Origin of the sequence: Pseudomonas sp., assembly GCF_030690725.1 — a bacterium.
In the GTDB taxonomy this organism is placed as follows: Bacteria; Pseudomonadota; Gammaproteobacteria; order Pseudomonadales; family Pseudomonadaceae; genus Aquipseudomonas.
The window spans coordinates 1-19,185 of sequence record NZ_JAUYGD010000024.1; the positions used below are offsets into that span (position 1 = coordinate 1).

Annotated in this window: 17 protein-coding genes and 1 tRNA gene; 14 read left to right on the forward strand and 4 right to left on the reverse strand. The window is 61.4% G+C overall.

Annotated features, from left to right (window positions below; translation table 11 throughout):
• Window positions 1-179: 179 nt before the first annotated feature.
• The 4 genes from Q8O69_RS04825 to minC all read right to left on the reverse strand — a co-directional run bounded on the left by Q8O69_RS04825 (window position 180) and on the right by minC (window position 2,887).
• Entirely contained in the window at window positions 180-869 is a 690-nt protein-coding gene (locus Q8O69_RS04825; protein ID WP_305590035.1) for an RluA family pseudouridine synthase, read from the reverse strand.
• Between the two features lie 124 nt (window positions 870-993).
• Entirely contained in the window at window positions 994-1,248 is a 255-nt protein-coding gene (gene minE / locus Q8O69_RS04830; RefSeq protein ID WP_025165363.1) for a cell division topological specificity factor MinE, read from the reverse strand.
• Complete coding sequence (minD, locus tag Q8O69_RS04835) at window positions 1,245-2,060, reverse strand: septum site-determining protein MinD (RefSeq protein ID WP_304867988.1); 816 nt, start codon at window positions 2,058-2,060, stop codon at window positions 1,245-1,247. Before minD ends, minE begins: the two co-directional genes overlap by 4 nt.
• Window positions 2,061-2,161: 101 nt before the next feature.
• The gene (gene minC, locus Q8O69_RS04840; protein WP_275963282.1) at window positions 2,162-2,887 is read right to left on the reverse strand and encodes a septum site-determining protein MinC; all 726 of its coding nucleotides are present in this window, start codon (window positions 2,885-2,887) and stop codon (window positions 2,162-2,164) included.
• 158 nt (window positions 2,888-3,045) lie between these two features.
• On the opposite strand from minC, the gene Q8O69_RS04845 reads away from it, so the two are divergent.
• The 14 genes from Q8O69_RS04845 to Q8O69_RS04910 all read left to right on the forward strand — a co-directional run bounded on the left by Q8O69_RS04845 (window position 3,046) and on the right by Q8O69_RS04910 (window position 19,154).
• Complete coding sequence (locus Q8O69_RS04845) at window positions 3,046-3,972, forward strand: lipid A biosynthesis lauroyl acyltransferase (protein ID WP_305590012.1); 927 nt, start codon at window positions 3,046-3,048, stop codon at window positions 3,970-3,972.
• A gap of 269 nt (window positions 3,973-4,241) precedes the next feature.
• Window positions 4,242-5,444: a patatin-like phospholipase family protein gene (locus Q8O69_RS04850; protein WP_305590015.1), complete on the forward strand. Its 1,203-nt coding sequence runs from the start codon at window positions 4,242-4,244 to the stop codon at window positions 5,442-5,444.
• Between the two features lie 267 nt (window positions 5,445-5,711).
• A complete protein-coding gene (locus Q8O69_RS04855) occupies window positions 5,712-6,932 on the forward strand; it encodes an aspartate aminotransferase family protein (protein ID WP_305590017.1) in 1,221 nt (406 codons plus the stop codon).
• Between the two features lie 175 nt (window positions 6,933-7,107).
• On the forward strand, window positions 7,108-8,124 hold the full coding sequence (gene aruF, locus Q8O69_RS04860; protein ID WP_305590019.1) for an arginine/ornithine succinyltransferase subunit alpha: 1,017 nt from the start codon (window positions 7,108-7,110) through the stop codon (window positions 8,122-8,124).
• 11 nt (window positions 8,125-8,135) lie between these two features.
• Complete coding sequence (astA, locus tag Q8O69_RS04865; RefSeq protein WP_305590020.1) at window positions 8,136-9,152, forward strand: arginine N-succinyltransferase; 1,017 nt, start codon at window positions 8,136-8,138, stop codon at window positions 9,150-9,152.
• 92 nt (window positions 9,153-9,244) lie between these two features.
• A complete protein-coding gene (gene astD, locus Q8O69_RS04870) occupies window positions 9,245-10,708 on the forward strand; it encodes a succinylglutamate-semialdehyde dehydrogenase (RefSeq protein ID WP_305590022.1) in 1,464 nt (487 codons plus the stop codon).
• Window positions 10,705-12,069, forward strand: a complete 1,365-nt coding sequence (gene astB, locus Q8O69_RS04875; RefSeq protein WP_305590024.1) for an N-succinylarginine dihydrolase — start codon at window positions 10,705-10,707, stop codon at window positions 12,067-12,069. The genes astD and astB overlap by 4 nt, the downstream gene beginning before the upstream one ends.
• Window positions 12,070-12,085: 16 nt before the next feature.
• Window positions 12,086-12,370: a topoisomerase II gene (locus Q8O69_RS04880; protein WP_282876459.1), complete on the forward strand. Its 285-nt coding sequence runs from the start codon at window positions 12,086-12,088 to the stop codon at window positions 12,368-12,370.
• A gap of 29 nt (window positions 12,371-12,399) precedes the next feature.
• The gene (gene astE, locus Q8O69_RS04885) at window positions 12,400-13,410 is read left to right on the forward strand and encodes a succinylglutamate desuccinylase (protein WP_305590028.1); all 1,011 of its coding nucleotides are present in this window, start codon (window positions 12,400-12,402) and stop codon (window positions 13,408-13,410) included.
• A 113-nt stretch (window positions 13,411-13,523) separates the two neighbouring features.
• The gene (ltaE, locus tag Q8O69_RS04890; protein WP_305590030.1) at window positions 13,524-14,528 is read left to right on the forward strand and encodes a low-specificity L-threonine aldolase; all 1,005 of its coding nucleotides are present in this window, start codon (window positions 13,524-13,526) and stop codon (window positions 14,526-14,528) included.
• 121 nt (window positions 14,529-14,649) lie between these two features.
• Window positions 14,650-17,274, forward strand: coding sequence for an alanine--tRNA ligase (alaS, locus tag Q8O69_RS04895; protein WP_305590032.1), 2,625 nt, complete (start codon window positions 14,650-14,652; stop codon window positions 17,272-17,274).
• Window positions 17,275-17,388: 114 nt separating this feature from the next.
• Window positions 17,389-18,627, forward strand: a complete 1,239-nt coding sequence (locus Q8O69_RS04900; RefSeq protein WP_304868001.1) for an aspartate kinase — start codon at window positions 17,389-17,391, stop codon at window positions 18,625-18,627.
• Between the two features lie 188 nt (window positions 18,628-18,815).
• Window positions 18,816-19,001, forward strand: a complete 186-nt coding sequence (gene csrA, locus Q8O69_RS04905; protein WP_025165378.1) for a carbon storage regulator CsrA — start codon at window positions 18,816-18,818, stop codon at window positions 18,999-19,001.
• Between the two features lie 62 nt (window positions 19,002-19,063).
• Window positions 19,064-19,154, forward strand: a tRNA-Ser gene (locus Q8O69_RS04910).
• Window positions 19,155-19,185 lie beyond the last annotated feature (31 nt).

A 19,185-nucleotide genomic window follows, 5' to 3' on the forward strand; every position in this document is an offset into this window, starting at 1 on the left:
GCTGAGTGGCGGCGTTCCGGCCATCTCTATCGCGGGCATGGCCCGCTCCTACAGGTACAGCGGCGAGCCGCGTAGGAGCGGGCCATGCCCGCGAAGCTTTTGCTGTTGGTATGCAACCGCTATTACCCCCGTAGGATGGGGGCGCCTAGGTGCAAATCATCAATTGCAGCAGGTTAGCTTTAAAACGGTGCCGGGCACTCGAAGCGCATCCGCTCGCCTGTCTGTGGGTGGGTCAGGCTCAGCATGCTGGCGTGCAGGCATAGGCGCGGGTAGGCGGCCAGGGCTTGTTCGTGGGCGTACAGGCCGTCGCCAAGCAGTGGGTGGCCGATGGACAGCATATGCACACGCAGCTGGTGCGAGCGGCCGGTGATGGGGGTCAGCTCGACGCGGCAATGTTCAGCGTGGCGTTCCAGCACTTTCCAGTAGGTCAGCGCATGCTTGCCCAGTTCATGGTCAACCACGTGGCGCGGCTTGGTCGGCGGGTCGTAGCGCAGCGGCAGGTCGATACTGCCGCTGTCCAGCTCGGGTTGGCCCCAGCACAGCGCGGTGTAGGCCTTCTCGGTTTCGCGGTCGTGGAACTGCCGCGACAGCTCGCGGTGGCTGTCGGCGTCGCGGGCCAGGACGATTATCCCTGAGGTTTCCCAGTCCAGGCGATGGACGATACGCGCTTCCGGGTAGCCGTTTTCCTGCAGGCGAGTCACCAGGCAATCGCGGTTGTCCTCGGCGCGGCCGGGTACCGAGAGCAGCAGGGTGGGCTTGTTGATCACCAGCAGGGCGGCGTCCTGGTGGAGAATTTCTACTTGGCTGAGGGGCATGGGCTTCTTGAGTGCGCGTCGGTCTGCTGGTGTAGGAGCGGGCTTGCCCGCGATGGCTTTGCCGGTGCGAGTTAAGCGTTTCGCGGACAAGTCCGCTCCTACAGGTTCTGTGTAGGGCTGAAATAAAATGGCGGCCTTAAGGCCGCCATTGATACAGGCTCTACTGCGGCAACCGTGATTAACGGTCCGGCAAGGTGATGTTAAGTTCCAGAATGGAACAGCTGCCCTGATTTTCCAGTGCAACCTGTACTTGATCCGAGTCGATATTCACGTACTTGCGGATCACCTCGACCAGTTCTTGCTGCAGGGCCGGCAGGTAGTCCGGCTGGCTGCGCTGGCCGCGCTCGTGGGCGACGATGATTTGCAGACGCTCTTTCGCAATGGACGCTGTGGTTTCTTTCTTGCGCTCACGAAAGAAGTCAAAAATGTTCATTCACGACCTCCAAACAGGCGTTGCATGAATCCCTTCTTCTGCACATCGAGGAACCGATGTGCCACTTCCTTGCCCAGCAGGCGGTCAACCGCGTCGCTGTAAGCCTGGCCCGCATCGCTCTGGTCATCAAGGATCACCGGTACGCCCTGGTTCGAGGCTTTGAGTACGGCTTGCGACTCAGGGATCACGCCGAGCAGACGAATGGCGAGGATTTCCTCGACGTCTTCCACGCCAAGCATTTCGCCTTTTACCACGCGCTCAGGGTTGTAGCGGGTCAGCAGCAGGTGTTCCTTGATCGGCTCTTCGCCTTTCTCGGCGCGGCGCGATTTGCTCGCCAGCAGGCCGAGCATGCGGTCCGAGTCACGTACCGAGGAGACTTCCGGGTTGGTCACGACAATCGCTTCATCGGCGAAGTACATGGCCAGGTGCGCGCCTTTTTCGATACCGGCCGGCGAGTCGCAGACCACGTATTCGAAGGTTTCGCGCAGTTCGTTGATGATTTTCTCGACGCCTTCCTGAGTTAGCGCGTCTTTGTCACGGGTCTGGCTGGCAGCCAGCACGTAGAGGTTTTCCAGGCGCTTGTCTTTGATCAGCGCTTGCGAGAGGGTCGCTTCGCCGTTGACCACGTTGACGAAGTCGTACACCACGCGGCGTTCGCAGCCCATGATCAGGTCGAGGTTGCGCAGGCCGACGTCGAAGTCGACGATGACAGTCTTGTGCCCGCGCAGGGCGAGGCCGGTACCGATGGCAGCGCTGGTGGTGGTTTTACCGACGCCACCTTTGCCGGACGTAACAACGAGGATCTTGGCCAAGGTGATTCACCCCAAAATGTAGAAAAAACGCAGGTTTCCGTGGCCTATCTCAGGCTTCCGGGTGCCCTGTCTGTGTCCTTGAAAAGTGGCGGCAGTATCCGTTAAAGGCGGGTGATGTTCAACACGTCACCCGACAGGCTGACATGCACCGCCTCGCCCCAGAGTGGGTCGCGGCGCAAGTCTTCGGCCACCTTGTACTGGCCGGCGATGGAGAGCAGTTCTGCGCCCATCTGCTGGCAGAAAATCCGCGCCTTGAGATTGCCCTTGATGCCGGCCAGTGCCCGGCCGCGCATCGGTGCGTAAACATGGATGTTGCCATCGGCGAGAAGTTCCGCGCCGGCGCTGACCGGGGCTAGGACGATCAGGTCGCCGCCCTGGGCATACACCTGCTGACCGCCACGCACCGGGCTGGTGATGATTTTGCTCGGCTTGAACTCGGGTTCGGCGGGTTTTTCCGGCTTCGGCGGCGCCAGGTCGATAGGCCGCTCGCGGGCGCCGGACGGCGGCAGTACGGGCAAATCCAGCGCTTCGGCGGCCGCTATATCGGCTTCGCGATTGGCGCGGATCGCCAACGTGCGCAGGCCATGCTTGCGGCAGACCGCCATCAGCTCGGCCAAGTCGAGCACGCCTTCACCTTCCGGCAGCTTGTCCAGGGCCAGCACCAGCGGGGTATTGCTGAAGAAGGCCGGGGCCTGGGCGACTTTTTCGCTGAGCTGCTGGTCGAGGCGGGCGAGGTCGTTGTGCGCCAGCTCCATCACGGTGATGGCCAGCATGCTGCCTTTTAGCTGGAATACAGGGTCTTGTTCGAGGAGATCGGCTTGGCTCATGGTCTGCCTGATACGGCCCTTATTTAGAAGCTGGGGGAAAAGTAAGCCGGACTTATAGCGAGAACGCCGCGCGCTCGCAAGTTGCGCGCCGCGAAACCAGGCAGCAAGCAAACTCCTGATAGAATGCCGCGCTTTATTGCGTGCCTCGGACCTGTTTTATGGATCGCCCTGTATTTCGCGCTTATTTCCTGCATCCACGTTTCTGGCTGTTGTGGCTGGGCCTGGGCCTGCTGTGGCTGATTGCCCAGCTGCCTTATAAGGTGCTGCTGTGGCTGGGGCGCTGTCTGGGCTGCGTGATGTATCGCCTGGCCAGTTCGCGGCGCAAGATCGCCGCGCGTAACCTGGAGCTGTGCTTTCCGCAGATGCCCGCCGCCGAGCGCGAAGCGCTGCTCAAGGAAAACTTCGCTTCTACCGGGATTACCTTCTTTGAAATGGCCATTGCCTGGTGGTGGCCCGCCGAGCGCCTGCGTCGCTTGGGCACTATTGAGGGTTTGGAGCATCTGCGTCAGGCCGAGGCCGATGGCCAGGGCGTGATTCTGATGGCGCTGCATTTCACCACCCTGGAAATGGGCGGCGGCCTGCTCGGCATGGCCCAGGACATGTACGGCATGTACCGCCCGCACAAGAATCCGCTGTTCGACTATGTGCAGCGTCGCGGTCGCGAACAGCGCCTGCTCGGGGTGATTGGTCGTGATGATGTGCGCGGCATGCTCAAGCTGCTGCGTGCCGGTGGCGTGGTCTGGTACGCGCCGGATCAGGACTACGGTGCCCAGCGCAGCGTGTTCGTACCCTTGTTCGGCACCCAGGCGGCCACCGTCACCGCCACCAGCAAGTTCGCCCGCATGGGCCGTGCCCGGGTGATTCCCTTTACCCAGCAGCGCTTGCCCGATGGTCAGGGCTATCGTCTGGTGATCCATCCGCCGCTGGCGGATTTTCCCACTGAGAGCGAAGAGGCCGACTGCCTGCGGGTCAATCAGTGGATCGAGCAGGCCATCAGCGTCTGTCCTGAGCAGTACCTGTGGGCGCATCGACGCTTCAAGACGCGGCCTAAAGGCGAGCCGAAGCTATATAAAAAGAAGCGCTAAGAACCTGCCTCGGATCTGCTGCGCGTCGGCGATACGGCGTTAAAAATGGCCTCGGAATGCTCATTTACAGCCCGTAAACTCCGCTTCCTCGGCCATTTTTGCCTTGTCTCGCTCTAGCTCGCGAGATCCGAAAGCAGGTTCGAGTTTCTGGCTTGGCCCGCCATCCAATTGGCGGGTTGTTCGGTTGAAGTGGGTTTTCTTGGCACCTGGTGGTTCCGTGAGCGCCTGGCTGGCTCCTATACTGGCTAAAAAACAGTGGGATACAGCCTATGCCGCACACTGCTCCAACCAGTCAGCCAGTTACCGGGCTGATTCTCTCCGGCGGTGGCGCACGGGCGGCCTATCAGGTGGGGGTGCTGGCGGCGATTGCCGACCTGCTGCCCAATGCGGCGCACAATCCTTTTCCGGTTATCGTCGGCACCTCGGCAGGCGCGATCAATGCGGTTGGCCTGGCCTGTGGTGCGTTGCACTTCACCGAAGCTGTGCGCCGGCTGACCAGCGTCTGGCAGGGCTTTCATACTCATCAGGTGTATCGCAGCGATTGGCCGGGGGTGTTGCGCCAGGCCAGTCGCTTTGTCGGCCACAGCCTATTGGGGCTGGGCGGCCAGGTGCCGGTGGCGCTGCTCGACAGCTCGCCGCTGGCCGATTTGCTGGGCCGGGAACTGGATTTCAGCGGGATTGCTGCAGCTGTACGCCACCGCCAGTTGCGCGCAGTGGCGGTGACTGCATTCGGTTATGAAACCGGCCAGGCGGTGACCTTCTATCAAGGCCGCGCCACCATCGATCCCTGGTTCCGCCATCGTCGGGTCGGTGTACCAACCCGCCTGGCCCTTGAACATCTGCTGGCCAGTGCCTCGATTCCGCTGATATTTCCGCCGGTAAAGATCAACCGTGAATACTTCGGCGATGGTGCAGTACGCCAATCCGCGCCGATTAGCCCGGCCCTGCACCTGGGCGCGACTCGGGTGCTGGTGGTTGGCGTCAGTGGCAATCCGGCCGGTGCGCAGGCGCCGGTGCCAGTGGTGCGGCCGCAGCACAGTCGGCCGCCGAGCCTGGCGCAGATCAGCGGGCATATGCTCAACAGCACCTTTATTGACAGCCTGGAAAGCGATATCGAGCTGCTTGAGCGGCTTAACCAGATGGGGCGGCTGATTCCCGCCGAAAATCACCCGCGTGGCCTGGGGCTCAAGCCAGTGGATGTGCTGGTGATTTCCCCCAGCCAGCCGCTGGACCTGATCGCCGCGCGCCATCGGCATGAACTGCCCAAGGCCTTGCGTCTGTTTCTGCGTGGGCCAGGGGCGACCAAGGCCAGTGGGGCGGGGGTGCTGAGTTACCTGCTGTTCGAGCCGGGTTACTGCAACGAGCTGATCGAGCTGGGTTATCAGGACGCCATGGCGCAGAAAGCCCGCTTGATCGAATTTCTCTGCCTGGACAGCCCGCCGGTGCCGGCGGTAATTCCGGTAACCGCCTAGCCAGGCCGTTACCTCTTGTTTGATCTCGGCCGCCTGTGCGGCCAAATTCCTTTTCCGCGTGGCCGAGAAAACCGCGCCAAGGCGGGTGGCTGCATTTAAACTGCGCCTTCCCGATGCTTTCTGTCGCATTTGCGAAAGCTGCGGTTTTCCTAGGGTTGGCGCTATAAGAAGTTGTCGCATGGCGGCAATGCCGGCCCCGGATCAGTCCCTACAATCCTTCACATCGCCTGCTATTGAATGCAGGTGTTCCTCGTTAGGAGAGCTCAGATGTCCGTTCAGCACGACCCGGTGCAACGCGCCGATTTCGACCAGGTGATGGTGCCCAACTACGCACCCGCTGCCTTTATTCCAGTACGTGGCGCCGGTTCGCGCGTGTGGGATCAAAGCGGTCGCGAGCTGATCGACTTTGCCGGCGGCATTGCCGTCAACGTGCTGGGTCACGCCCATCCGGCGCTGGTCAAGGCGCTCACCGAGCAGGCCGGCAACCTCTGGCACGTATCCAACGTGTTCACCAACGAGCCGGCCCTGCGCCTGGCCAAGAAGCTGATCGACGCCACCTTCGCCGAGCGCGTGTTCTTCTGTAACTCCGGCGCCGAAGCCAACGAGGCCGCCTTCAAGCTGGCCCGTCGCGTGGCGTTCGATAAGTTCGGCGAAGACAAATGCGAAATCATCGCCGCGACCAACAGCTTCCATGGTCGCACCCTGTTTACCGTCAGCGTCGGCGGTCAGCCGAAGTATTCCGACGGTTTCGGCCCGAAGATCCAGGGCATCAGCCACATCCCTTATAACGATATCGAGGCGCTGAAGGCTGCGGTATCCGACAAGACCTGCGCCGTGGTGCTGGAGCCGATTCAGGGTGAGGGCGGCGTGCTGCCGGCTGACCTGGCTTACCTGCAAGCGGCCCGCGAGCTGTGCGATAAGCACAATGCGCTGTTGGTGTTCGACGAAGTGCAGAGCGGCATGGGCCGCAGCGGCGAGCTGTTTGCCTATATGCACTACGGCGTGACCCCGGACATCCTCTCCAGCGCCAAGAGCCTGGGCGGCGGTTTCCCGATTGGCGCGATGCTCACCACCAGCGAGCTGGCCAAGCACCTGGCCGTCGGCACCCACGGCACCACCTACGGTGGCAACCCGCTGGCCTGTGCGGTGGGTGAAGCGGTGATCGACACCATCAACACCCCTGAAGTGTTGGCTGGCGTTAAAGCCAAGTATCAGCGTTTCAAAACCAAGCTGGAGCAGATCGGCCAGCAGTACGGTGTGTTCAGCGAAGTGCGCGGCCTCGGTCTGCTGATCGGTGCGGTGCTGTCTGATGCCTGGAAAGGCAAGGCCAAGGCGATTCTCGATGCTGCGGCAGTGGAAGGCGTGATGGTGCTGCAGGCCAGCCCGGACGTGGTGCGTTTCGCCCCAAGCCTGGTGGTGGAAGACGCCGATATCGATGAAGGTCTGGCGCGTTTCGAACGTGCCGTGGCCAAGCTGGCTCAAGCCTGATTGCCGGCCTGATCCGTCGTTAGTGCGGCGGATCAGGCTGTGCCCGCTCGACCCACGGATGGGTTGAGCTAACAGCAAGGAAGCCCGTCTCTGTGTGTGCCGCAGCGTTTGTTGCGGTTTTCTCTAGGCCGCCCGGTTTGGGCTGCTTGGAGCTTTTATCAAAAGGAGTGGCACCATGCTGGTGATGCGCCCCGCGCAAATGGCCGACCTCACTGAAGTGCAGCGTCTCGCCGCGGACAGCCCGGTTGGTGTGACTTCACTGCCGGACGACGCTGATCGTCTGCGCGAAAAGATTGCGGCCTCGGAGGCTTCGTTTGCCGCCGAAGTCAGCTTCAACGGTGAAGAAAGCTACTTCTTCGTCCTCGAAGACACTGAGAGCGGTCGCCTGGTCGGCTGCTCCGGCATCGTCGCGTCTGCCGGCTACTCCGAGCCGTTCTATAGCTTTCGTAACGAAACCTTCGTGCACAACTCCCGCGAGCTGAAGATCCATAACAAGATCCACGTGCTCTCGTTGTGCCACGACCTGACTGGCAACAGCCTGTTGACCAGCTTCTACGTCGAGCGGCCGCTGGTGAATACCGCCTGGTCGGAACTCAATTCGCGTGGTCGCCTGCTGTTTCTCGCCAACCACCCGGAGCGCTTTGCCGATGCGCTGGTGGTGGAAATCGTCGGTTACAGCGACGAGGCCGGCGATTCGCCGTTCTGGGATGCGGTGGGGCGCAACTTCTTCGACATGAACTACACCGAGGCCGAGCGCCTGTGTGGCCTGAAGAGCCGCACCTTCCTTGCCGAATTGATGCCGCATTACCCGATCTATGTGCCGCTGCTGCCTGATGAGGCGCAAGAAGCCATGGGTCAGGTGCATCCGCGGGCGCAGATCAGCTTCGACATTCTGATGCGTGAAGGCTTCGAGACCGACCATTACATCGACATCTTCGATGGTGGCCCGACTCTGCATGCGCGTACCTCGGGCATCCGTTCGATTGCCCAGAGCCGCGTGGTGCCGTTGCGTATCGGCGAGCCGGTCAAAGGCGGCCGGCCGTATCTGGTCAGTAACGGCCAGCTGCAGGATTTCCGCGCCATCGTTGTGGATCTTGATTGGGTGCCTGGCAAGCCAGTCACCCTGAGTTTGGCTGCCGCCGAGGCCCTGGGCGTCGGCGAAGGCGTCAGCGTACGCCTGGTTGCGGTTTAAGGAGTTAGCGCATGATCGTTCGTCCCGTCCGCAGCGCCGATCTGCCGGCCCTGTTTCAGCTGGCGCGCAGTACCGGCGCTGGCCTGACTACGCTGCCCGCCAATGAGGAGCGCCTGGCGCACCGTGTTGGCTGGGCCGAGAAAACCTTCCGTGGCGAAGCCGCGCGTGCCGATGCCGACTACCTGTTCGTGCTCGAAGACGACAACGGCGAGGTGGTTGGTATCTCCGCCGTCGCTGGCGCCGTTGGCCTGCGCGAGCCCTGGTACAACTACCGGGTCGGCTTGACCGTCAGCGCCTCGCAGGAGCTGCAGATCCACCGCCAGGTGCCGACGCTGTTCCTGGCCAACGACCTGACCGGCAACTCCGAGCTGTGCTCGCTGTTTTTGCGCAGCGACCAGCGCAGTGGCCTGAATGGTCGGCTGTTGTCCAAGGCACGCTTTCTGTTTATCGCCGAATTCCGCGAGCTGTTCGGCGACAAGGTGATTGCCGAGATGCGCGGCATGTCCGATGAACAGGGCCGCTCGCCGTTCTGGGAAAGCCTCGGTCGGCACTTCTTTAAGATGGAGTTCAGTCAGGCTGACTACCTCACCGGCGTGGGCAACAAGGCCTTTATCGCCGAGCTGATGCCCAAGTTTCCGCTCTATACCTGCTTCCTCTCGGAGGACGCGCGCAACATCATCGGTCGCGTTCACCCGGACACCGAGCCGGCGCTGGCCATGCTCAAGGGTGAGGGTTTCAGCTATCAGGGCTATGTCGACATCTTCGACGCCGGCCCGGCCATTGAAGCGCAGACCGCGAAGATCCGCGCCGTGCAGGACAGCCAGGTGCTGGTGCTGGCCGTCGGCACCCCGGGCGATGACGCGCCGCGTTTCCTGATTCACAACCGCAAGCGCGAGGACTGCCGGATTACCGCCGCGCCGGCGCGCCTGGCCGCCGGCACCCTGGTGGTCGATGCACAAACCGCCAAGCGTCTGCAGATGTCGGCGGGCGATCAGGTGCGTGCGGTCGCGGTTTCCGCCCGCGGCTAAAGGCTGCTTGCCCAAGTAGTGCGACGCAGCTGTCTCTATTTGCCGATCCGGCGTAGGCCGGGTCTACACCTTGCTGGGAGTGATAAAACAAGATGAGCACTCATTACATTGCCGGGGCCTGGCACGCAGGCCAGGGTGAAGCCCTGGAATCGCTCAACCCGGTCAGCCAGGAAGCCATCTGGCAAGGTCAGGCGGCCAGCGCCGCACAGGTTGACGCTGCCGTACAGGCCGCCCGCGCTGCATTCCCGGCCTGGGCCTCGCGCTCGCTGGATGAGCGTATCGCTGTGCTCGAGCAGTTTGCCGCTACCCTGAAAAGCCATGCCGACGCCCTGGGCCACTGCATTGGTGAAGAAACCGGCAAGCCGCTTTGGGAAACCGCTACCGAAGTCACCAGCATGGTCAACAAGGTCGCCATCTCCATCCAGAGCTACCGCGAGCGCACCGGTGAGAAGAGCGGCCCGCTGGCCGACGCCACCGCTGTGTTGCGACACAAGCCGCATGGTGTGGTCGCCGTATTCGGCCCTTACAACTTCCCTGGTCACCTGCCCAACGGCCATATCGTGCCGGCGCTGCTGGCGGGTAACTGCGTGGTGTTCAAGCCCAGTGAGCTGACTCCGAAAGTCGCCGAGCTGACCGTTAAATGCTGGATCGAAGCCGGCTTGCCGGCAGGCGTGCTCAACCTGGTGCAAGGTGCGCGCGATACCGGTGTGGCCCTGGCCGCGCATGACGGTATAGATGGCCTGTTCTTCACCGGCTCCAGCCGCACCGGCAACCTGCTGCACAACCAGTTCGCCGGTCGCCCGGACAAGATCCTCGCCCTGGAAATGGGCGGCAACAACCCGCTGGTGGTTGATCAGGTCGCTGATCTCAATGCAGCGGTGTACACCATTATCCAGTCGGCCTTTATCTCCGCTGGCCAACGCTGCACCTGTGCGCGCCGCCTGCTGGTGCCGGACGGCGCGTGGGGCGATAGCCTGCTGGAGCGTCTGGTTGAGGTTGCCGCGAGCATCAAGGTCGGCAGTTTCGACGCCCAGCCTGCGCCCTTTATGGGCTCGGTGATTTCCCTGGCCGCCGCGCAGCACCTGATCAAGGCGCAGCAGCATTTGCTGACCCAGGGTGCCAAGCCGCTGCTGGAGATGACTCAGCCGTTGCAGGGCGCCGCCTTGCTCACCCCTGGCATCATTGATGTGACTGAGGTCGCCAATCGCCCGGATGAAGAGTTCTTCGGTCCGCTGCTGCAGGTGATTCGCTACACCGATTTTGATGCGGCTATCGCCGAGGCCAACAACACCCAATACGGCCTGGCCTCTGGCCTGCTGTCGGACTCCAAGGCGCGCTACGAGCAGTTCTGGCTGCAAAGCCGCGCCGGTATCGTCAACTGGAACAAACAGCTGACTGGTGCCGCCAGCACCGCGCCATTCGGCGGTGTGGGCGCCTCTGGTAACCACCGCGCCAGTGCCTATTACGCAGCCGATTATTGCGCCTACCCGGTGGCCTCGCTGGAATCCGACAGCCTGAGCCTGCCCGCCACCCTGACACCCGGAGTAAGCCTGTGAGCCAAGTATCCAAAGCTTCTGCATTCGAAGTAAATTTTGATGGTTTGGTCGGGCCGACTCACAACTACGGTGGCCTGTCCTACGGCAACGTCGCCTCGCAGAGCAACAGCCAGGCCGCGTCCAACCCGAAAGAAGCGGCTAAGCAGGGCCTGGCCAAGATGAAGGCCTTGATGGAAATGGGCTTCAAGCAGGGCGTATTGGCCCCGCAGGAGCGCCCGAATGTCGCCGTGCTGCGCAGCCTGGGTTTTACCGGCACTGACGCGCAGGTGATCCAGAAGGCCGCGAAAGACGCTATGCCGCTGCTGGTCGCCAGCTGCTCGGCCTCCAGCATGTGGACGGCCAACGCCTGCACCGTCAGCCCCAGCGCCGACACTGCCGATGGTCGCGTGCATTTCACCGCCGCCAACCTCAACTGCAAATTCCACCGCTCGATTGAGCACCCGACTACCAGTCGTGTACTTGGCGCCATGTTCGCCAATGAGCAGCACTTCGCTCACCACGCGGCTTTGCCGGCCGTCGGTCAGTTCGGCGATGAAGGCGCGGCCAACCACACGCGCTTCTGCAAAGGCTACGGCGATGCCGGCGTGGAGTTCTTCGTGTTCGGCCGCAGCGCCTTCGACAGCCGCTTCCCGGCGCCGCAGCGCTACCCGGCGCGGCAGACCCTGGAAGCCTCGCAGGCGGTTGCCCGTCTGCATGGCCTGAGTGATGACGGCGTGGTTTACGCCCAGCAGACGCCAGCGGTGATCGATCAGGGCGTGTTTCACAACGACGTGATCGCGGTAGGCAATGGCGAGGTGCTGTTCTATCACCAGGACGCCTTCCTCGACACCGACAAGGTGCTGGCTGAGCTGAGCGACAAGCTCGCCCGCCGTGGCGGCAACTTCCAGGCCGTGTGCGTGCCGCGTGATGCGGTGACGGTGGAGGATGCGGTCAAGTCCTACCTGTTCAACAGCCAACTGCTTAACCGCGCCGATGGCGGCATGCTGCTGATTGTGCCGGAAGAGTGCCGCAACAACGGCAATGTCTGGCGCTACCTGGAGCAACTGACCAGCGGTAATGGGCCGATTCGCGAGGTTAAGGTCTTCGACCTCAAGCAGAGCATGCAGAACGGCGGTGGCCCGGCGTGCCTGCGCCTGCGCGTGGCGCTCAAGGAGCACGAGCTGGCGGCGGTCAATCAGGGCGTGATCATGACCCCGACCCTGCACGACAGCCTCAACGTTTGGGTCGACAAGCACTACCGTGATCGCCTGAGCGAAAACGATCTGGCTGACCCACAATTGCTCAATGAATGCCGTGCGGCCTTGGACGAACTGACGCAGATCCTTAAACTGGGCGCGGTTTATCCATTCCAATTAGCTTGATTGAGTACTTATTACCATGTCCGACGCCCTGCAACTGATCCTCGAAGACACTGACGGCACCCAGCTGGAAACCTCCTGCACACGTTTCGCCGTGATCTGGCAGGGCCAGGAAATCTGGTTCCAGCAGGTGGGTAACAACCAGCTGATGATCGGTGTGGATGTGGAGGAGGGCGCTGCTGAGTACGCCAATCTGCTGCTGCGCCCGCTGGCCACCAACCTGGTCAGCCTGGAGCTGGAAATGGAAGCCGCTGGCCTGGACGAAGACGACGATCATGTGCACGGTCCTGACTGCAACCACTAAGAGCTCTTTGACGCTCTGAGGAAACGCCTATGCTCGCCCTCGGCAAACTGCTTGAACTGACCCTGGCCGGCCACGAACCGGCAGCGAAGATTCAGCTGACTCCCGAGGGTACGCGTTTGCGTTGGCTGGCCGAAGGCGCGTTGGAAATAACGCCGCCGGTGGCCAGCGACAATGGCCTGGATCTGCTGCTGTCTGCCGGCATCCATGGCAACGAAACCGCGCCCATCGAGTTGCTCGACCGCCTGTTGCAGGGCATCGCCCGCAACCAGTTGAAGCCCCGCGCACGCATTCTCTTTCTGTTCGGTAACCCCGCCGCCATGCGCAGCGGTGAGCGTTATATCGAGCAGGACATCAATCGCCTATTCAACGGCCGCCACGATCAGCACACCGGTGCGGAAGCGTTGCGCGCCTGTGACTTGGAACATCTGGCCGCGACTTTTTTCAACAAGCCAGATCGCACCCGCCTGCATTACGACCTGCATACCGCGATTCGCGCGTCGAAGATCGAGCAGTTCGCCCTTTATCCGTTTCAGGAAGGCCGCCCGCGCAGCCAGCGTGAACTGGCGCGCTTGAGCGCTGCCGGGATTGAGGCGGTGCTGCTGCACAACAAGAGTTCGATCACTTTCAGCGCCTACACCTATACCCAGCTGGGGGCGGAAGCCTTCACCCTGGAACTGGGCAAGGCACGGCCGTTCGGGCAGAACGAGCTGGTCAACCTCGACCTGCTCGAACTGCATCTGCAGGCCTTGATCGAAGGCCGCGAGCCCGAGGGTGCCAGCGATGATTTGGGCGAACTGAAGTTATTTGCCGTGGCGCGTGAAGTGATCAAGCACAGCGACGCCTTCAAACTGCACCTGCCAGCGGATATCGAGAACTTCAGCGAACTGCCGATTGGCTACCTGCTGGCCGAGGATCTGGCCGATACCCGCTGGGTGGTGGATGAGCCGGGCGCGCGGATTATCTTCCCCAATCCCAAGGTCAAGAACGGCCTGCGCGCCGGCATCCTGATCGTTCCTGCCGAAGACGTTCAATTAGCCTAAGGTCGTTCTGCTTGGCGCAATCTGTCCTGGGTTTTCTCGCCTGATCTGTACCTTGTTTGCCTGAGTGGCGCGCTTTAGCATCGGGCTTTAGCCCCATCTAAGGACTGCCCGCCATGCCCGTTATCGACCTGCGCAGCGACACCGTCACCCAGCCGACCCCTGGTATGCGCGAGGCCATGCAAGCCGCCGAGTTGGGCGATGACGTGTATGGCGAAGACCCTACGGTTAATCGTCTGGAGCAGTTTCTGGCTGCCGAGTTGGGCTTTGCGGCTGCGCTATTCGTGCCCACTGGCACCATGAGCAACCTGCTCGGGCTGATGGCCCATTGCGCGCGTGGCGACGAATATATCGTCGGTCAGCAGGCGCACACCTATAAATACGAAGGCGGCGGCGCGGCGGTACTTGGCTCGATCCAGCCGCAGCCGATTGATGGCGAAGCCGATGGTTCGTTGGATCTGGCCAAGGTTGAAGCGGCGATCAAACAGGATGACTTCCACTTCGCCCGCACCCGCCTGCTGGCGCTGGAAAACACCATGCAGGGCAAGGTGCTGCCGCTGGCTTATCTGCAGGCCGCGCGCGAACTGACTACACAGCGTGGCCTGGCCCTGCATCTGGACGGCGCACGCTTGTATAACGCCGCGGTCAAGCTGGGTGTGCCGGCGCGGGAGATCACCCAATACTTCGATTCGGTGTCGGTGTGTTTGTCCAAAGGCCTCGGCGCACCAATCGGTTCGGTGCTGTGTGGTTCGGTCGAGCTGATCGGCAGGGCGCGGCGTTTGCGCAAGATGGTCGGCGGCGGTATGCGCCAGGCCGGTATGCTCGCTGCAGCCGGTTTGTACGCCTTGCAGCATCAGGTGGCGCGCCTGGCCGAGGATCACGCCAATGCCGAGCGCTTGGCCGCCGGTTTGCGTGAGTTGGGTTATGCAGTGGAGCCGGTGCAGACCAATATGGTCTACGCCCAGGTGGGCGAGCAGGCCGGCGCGCTGAAGGCCTTCTGCGCCGAGCGCGGGATCAAGCTCACTGCTGCGCCGCGGCTACGCATGGTCACTCACCTGGATATTGCGTCTGCGGATATTGATCAGGTTGTCGCAGCCTTCGCCGAATTTCGCCGGAATTGATTGTCTTGGAGCGATGAATAGTCGCTCTCTATCAATAAAGGCACTAGCCCCCTAGCGCAGGCCCGATATAATGCGGCCCTTTGCCGGCTTTGTCGTGGCCGCTGGTTTTTGGAAGATTCCTATGAAAAGCGCAGAAATCCGTGAAGCCTTCCTCAGCTTCTTCGAAGAGAAGGGACACACCCGTGTCGCCTCCAGCTCCCTGATTCCGGGTAATGACCCGACCCTGCTGTTCACCAACGCAGGGATGAACCAGTTCAAGGATTGCTTCCTCGGCCTGGAAAAGCGCGCCTACACCCGCGCCGCCACCAGCCAGAAGTGCGTGCGTGCCGGCGGCAAGCACAACGACCTGGAAAACGTCGGTTACACCGCACGTCACCACACCTTCTTCGAAATGCTCGGCAACTTCAGCTTTGGCGACTATTTCAAACGCGACGCCATTCACTTCGCTTGGGAATTTCTCACCGGCGAAAACTGGCTGAACCTGCCCAAGGAAAAGCTCTGGGTCACCGTCTACGCCACTGACGATGAAGCCTTTGATATCTGGAACAAGGAAATCGGCGTACCGGCCGAGCGCATGATCCGTATCGGCGACAACAAAGGCGCGCCGTACGCTTCCGACAACTTCTGGACCATGGGCGACACCGGCCCGTGCGGCCCGTGCACCGAGATTTTCTTTGACCATGGCGAGCACATCTGGGGTGGCCCACCCGGCTCGCCAGAAGAGGACGGTGATCGCTACATCGAAATCTGGAACAACGTCTTTATGCAGTTCAACCGCACCGCAGACGGCGTATTGCATCCGCTGCCGGCGCCGAGCGTGGACACTGGCATGGGCTTGGAGCGCGTCAGTGCGGTGCTGCAGCACGTCAACTCGAACTACGAGATCGATCTGTTCCAGAGCCTGCTGAATGCGGCGGCCAAGGCCATCGGTTGCGCCAACGAAGCTCAGGCTTCGCTGAAAGTGGTGGCTGACCATATCCGCTCGTGCGGCTTCCTGATCGCCGATGGCGTGACACCGTCCAACGAAGGCCGTGGCTACGTGCTGCGCCGCATCATCCGTCGCGCCTGCCGCCACGGTAACAAGCTGGGCGCCAAGGGCAGCTTCTTCTATCAGATCGTTGCCGCGCTGGTAGCCGAGATGGGCGATGCCTTCCCTGAGCTGAAACAGCAGCAGGCGCATATCGAGCGCGTGCTGAAAACCGAAGAAGAGCAGTTTGCCAAGACCCTGGAACAGGGCCTTCGAATCCTCGAGCAGGACCTGGCCGAGCTGAAAGGCACGGTGATTCCGGGTGAAGTGATCTTCAAACTGTATGACACCTTCGGCTTCCCGATGGACCTCACTGGCGACATCGCCCGTGAGCGCGAGCTGACTCTGGATGAAGAAGGCTTCGAGCGCGAAATGCAGGCGCAGCGCGAGCGCGCCCGTTCTGCCAGCGCGTTCGGCATGGACTACAACAGCCTGGTCAAGGTCGACAGCGATACCGCGTTCCTCGGCTACCAGGGCACCAGCGGCAGCGGCAAGATCATTGCGCTGTTCAAGGCCGGTCAGGCAGTCGACAGCCTGAGTGAAGGCGAGGAGGGCGTTGTGGTCCTTGATCAGACGCCGTTCTACGCCGAGTCCGGTGGTCAGGTCGGTGACTGTGGCTTCCTTGAAGGCGCTGGCGTGCGCTTCGATGTGCGTGATACCACCAAGGCCGGTGGCGCGTTTCTGCACCACGGCGTTGCGGTTAAAGGCGGTTTGAGTGTCGGCACCTCGGTCAAGGCCGAAGTGGACGCCAGCGTGCGTCAGGCCACTGCGCTCAATCACTCGGCTACCCACTTGCTGCATGCAGCGCTGCGTCAGGTGCTGGGTGAGCACGTGACCCAGAAGGGCTCACTGGTCGACAGTCAGCGTCTGCGTTTTGACTTCAGCCACTTCGAGGCGATTACCCCGGCTCAGCTGAAAGAACTGGAAACCATCGTTAACCGTGAAGTGCGCGGCAACAGCGAAGTTGAAACCTTGGAAACCGACATCGAAACCGCCAAGGCCAAAGGTGCCATGGCGCTGTTCGGTGAGAAGTACGGCGATCAGGTGCGCGTGTTGAGCATGGGCGGTGACTTCTCCGTTGAGCTGTGCGGTGGCACTCACGTCAAGCGCACTGGCGATATCGGCCTGTTCAAGATCACCAGCGAAAGCGGTGTGGCCGCAGGCGTGCGTCGAATTGAAGCGGTTACTGGCGCGGCAGCCTTTGCTTACCTGAACGGCGCTGAAGAGCAGCTGAAAGAAGCCGCGGCGCTGGTCAAAGGCAGCCGCGACAACCTGCTGGACAAGCTTGCCGGTGTGCTGGAGCGCAACCGTCAGCTGGAAAAAGAGCTGGAGCAGCTCAAAGCCAAGGCCGCCAGCGCGGCGGGCAATGACCTGGCCGGTTCGGCTGTCGACGTCAAAGGCATCAAGGTGCTGGCAGCGCGTCTCGACGGTCTGGACGGCAAGGCGCTGCTGGCGATGGTCGACCAATTGAAGAACAAGCTCGGCAGCGCGGTGATCCTGCTCGGCGGCGTGCAGGACGACAAGGTCGTGCTGGTGGCCGGTGTGACTCAGGATCTGACCGCCAAGCTGAAGGCCGGCGAGCTGATGAAGCAGGCAGCTGCTGCTGTTGGCGGTAAGGGCGGCGGTCGCCCGGACATGGCTCAGGGCGGCGGCGTTGATGCGGCGGCCCTCGATGGTGCGTTGGCGTTGGCGGTGGCTTTCGCCGAGCAGGGTCTGTAAACGTCTGATTCCCCGGATGTACAGCCCAAGGCCCGGTATACGCCCGGCGGGCCTTGGCAGGGTATTGAGTTGTATGTTTAATGGGCGCCCTTCACGGGCTGAGGCGGCTTTGAAATGGCTTTGATCGTACAGAAATTTGGCGGCACTTCCGTCGGCACTGTTGAGCGTATTCAGCAGGTGGCCGCGAAGGTGAAGAAATTCCGCGAAAACGGCGATGACATTGTGGTTGTGGTTTCCGCCATGAGCGGTGAAACCAATCGCCTGATCGATCTGGCCAAACAGGTCAGTGATGGTCAGCCGGTACCGCGTGAACTCGACGTGATGGTCTCTACCGGCGAGCAGGTGACGATTGCCCTGCTGGCCATGGCGCTGATCAAGATTGGCGTGCCGGCGGTGTCCTATACCGGCAACCAGGTGCGCATCCTGACTGACAGCGCGCACAACAAAGCGCGCATCCTGCAGATTGATGACCAGAAACTGCGTGCCGACCTCAAGGCCGGTCGTGTGGTGGTGGTCGCGGGTTTCCAGGGTGTCGATGAGCACGGCAATATCACCACCCTCGGTCGTGGCGGTTCCGATACCACGGGTGTGGCGCTGGCTGCTGCGCTGAAGGCCGATGAGTGCCAGATCTACACCGACGTTGATGGTGTCTACACCACCGACCCGCGTGTGGTGCCACAGGCTCAGCGTCTGGAAAAAATTACCTTTGAAGAGATGCTGGAAATGGCCAGCCTCGGTTCCAAGGTGCTGCAGATTCGCTCGGTGGAATTCGCCGGCAAGTACAACGTCCCGCTGCGCGTGCTGCACAGCTTCCAAGAGGGGCCGGGCACCCTCATTACCCTTGATGAAGAGGAATCCATGGAACAGCCGATCATCTCCGGCATCGCTTTCAACCGCGACGAAGCCAAGCTGACCATCCGTGGCGTACCGGACATCCCGGGCGTGGCGTTCAAAATTCTCGGCCCGATCAGTGCTGCGAATATCGAAGTGGACATGATCGTGCAGAACGTTGCGCACGATAACACCACCGATTTCACCTTCACCGTGCACCGTAATGACTACACCGCGGCGCAGCAGGTGCTGGAAAACACCGCTCGCGAGCTGGGTGCGCGCGAAGTGATCGGCGACACCAAGATTGCCAAGGTGTCCATCGTTGGCGTTGGCATGCGTTCCCACGCCGGTGTTGCCAGTCGCATGTTCGAGGCGCTGGCCAAGGAAAACATCAATATCCAGATGATCTCCACCTCGGAGATCAAAGTCTCCGTGGTAATCGAGGAGAAATATCTGGAGTTGGCGGTGCGCGCCCTGCACACTGCTTTTGAACTGGATGCCCCGGCCCGTCAGGGCGACTGAGGCATTATCCGAAAGGCGCGGTTTATCCCGCGCCTTTTGTCTTTTTGGTTGGCATGAGCAGGAACTTTCTTTCTGCTCACACTAGTCAATACTTGGGTGAAGGCTCTGCTTGAGATGTTCGGGGCTGCCACCATTTTCTTTTTTGCAGACTGCTGTTGTCCTGAACTGAAATCCGTAAGGAGAAAGGAATGCTGATTCTGACTCGCCGGGTCGGAGAGACCCTGATGGTGGGTGACGAAGTCACTGTCACCGTGTTGGGCGTTAAAGGTAATCAGGTGCGCATTGGCGTTAACGCGCCGAAAGAGGTTGCCGTGCACCGCGAAGAAATTTACCAGCGCATCCAGAAAGAGAAAGGCGAAGAACCAAGCCACTAATTTTTATCGAAATTTTGGCTTTGCAAACGGGGAAAACATGGTTATCATGCGCCCCGTGTTGCGGAGAGGTGGCCGAGTGGCCGAAGGCGCTCCCCTGCTAAGGGAGTACATCTCAAAAGGGTGTCGGGGGTTCGAATCCCCCCTTCTCCGCCATTATTTAGTGCTGTAGGCGTTGATTTAGAAG